Origin of the sequence: Methylibium sp. T29, assembly GCF_000576205.1 — a bacterium.
GTDB lineage: Bacteria > Pseudomonadota > Gammaproteobacteria > Burkholderiales > Burkholderiaceae_C > Methylibium > Methylibium petroleiphilum.
Genome location: NZ_AZND01000471.1, coordinates 1 through 1,481, shown reverse-complemented (window position 1 = coordinate 1,481; position 1,481 = coordinate 1). Strand labels below are relative to the sequence as shown.

Annotated in this window: 2 protein-coding genes; one reads left to right on the top strand and one right to left on the bottom strand. The window is 73.0% G+C overall.

Going from position 1 to position 1,481, the window contains the following annotated elements; translation table 11 throughout:
- Window positions 1-310: cation:proton antiporter (locus tag x551_RS22120; protein ID WP_036251578.1), on the bottom strand; the 310-nt coding region annotated here is incomplete at its 3' end.
- A gap of 87 nt (window positions 311-397) precedes the next feature.
- On the opposite strand from x551_RS22120, the gene mutL reads away from it, so the two are divergent.
- Window positions 398-1,481, top strand: a 1,084-nt coding sequence (mutL, locus tag x551_RS22115; RefSeq protein WP_036251575.1) for a DNA mismatch repair endonuclease MutL, incomplete at its 3' end; no start/stop codon positions are given.

The window sequence follows — 1,481 nt, the reverse complement described above, 5'->3', positions numbered from 1 at the left end:
CCCAGCCGGCCACGCCGGCCACCAGGCTCTGCGCCACCGCGCCGGGCACCGCGAGGCGCCACACGCGCAGCAGCTCCTGCGGATGGAAGTGCTGCCCCACGCCGAACATCAGCAGGATCACGCCGATCTCCGACAGCTGCGAGGCCAGCGACTGATCGGCCACGAAGCCCGGCGTGTTGGGGCCGACCACGATGCCGGCCAGCATGTAGCCCACCAGCGTCGACAGGCCGAGCCGACGCGTCAGCGTGCCCAGCAGCAGGGCAAAGGCCAGCCCGCCGGCCAGCGTGACGATCAGCGTGAGGTCGTGCATGCGTGAGAGGAAGTCGAGGGTCGATCGAGGCGGTGCCCGTGACCATAACAGGCCGACGCCCGATTTCGCGCTCCTACAATCTTCTCGATGAATGCTGTGTTGTCCCCGGCCGGCCCGCGCCGGCAGATCCGTGAGCTGCCCGACGAGCTGGTGAGCCAGATCGCCGCCGGCGAAGTGGTCGAGCGGCCGGCCTCGGTGGTGCGAGAGCTGGTCGACAACGCCCTCGACGCCGGCGCCCGCGAGATCGTCGTCAAGCTGATGGCCGGCGGCGTGCGCGCCATCCTGGTGGAGGACGACGGTGCCGGCATCCCCGCCAGCGAGCTGCCGCTGGCGCTCAAGCGCCACGCGACCAGCAAGATCGCCTCGCTCGACGAGCTGGAGAACGTGTCGACGATGGGCTTTCGCGGCGAGGCGCTGGCCGCCATCGCCGCGGTGTCGGAGCTGTCGATCGCCAGCCGCCACGCCGACGCCCCCCACGCGCAGCGCCTCGACGCCCGCTCCGGTGAGCTGGTGCCCGCCGCACGCGGCGTGGGCACCAGCGTGGAGGTGCGCGAGCTGTTCTTCAGCACGCCCGCACGCCGCAAGTTCCTGAAGACCGACGCCACCGAGCTGGCCCACTGCCTGGAGGCGGTGCGCCGCCACGCGCTGGCGCGGCCCGACGTGGGCTTCGCGGTCTGGCACGAGGGCAAGCTGCTGGCGCAGTGGCGCCGCGCGCCGCTCGAGCAGCGCATCCGCGACGCGCTGGGCGAAGACTTCATGGCCCACAGCCGCGAGGTCACGGCCCAGCCCACCGGCCTGCGCATCAGCGGCCGCATCGGCCTGCCCGATGCCGCGCGTGCCCGGGCCGACGAGCAGTACGTCTACGTCAACGGCCGCCACGTGCGCGACCGGCTCATCTCCCACGGCCTGCGCACCGCCTACGCCGACGTGCTGCACGGCGGGCGCCAGCCGAGCTACGTGCTGTTCATCGAGATCGCCCCCTCGCGGGTCGACGTGAACGTGCACCCGACCAAGATCGAGGTGCGCTTCCGCGACGGCCGCGAGGTGCACCAGGCGGTGCGACACGCCGCCGAGGACGCGCTGGCGCTGCCGCGTGCCGACGAGACCCGTCCCGCGCTGTTCGAGCCCACCCGGCCGGCCGTGTGGAGCCCGCTGGCCGAGCAGGCCGGGC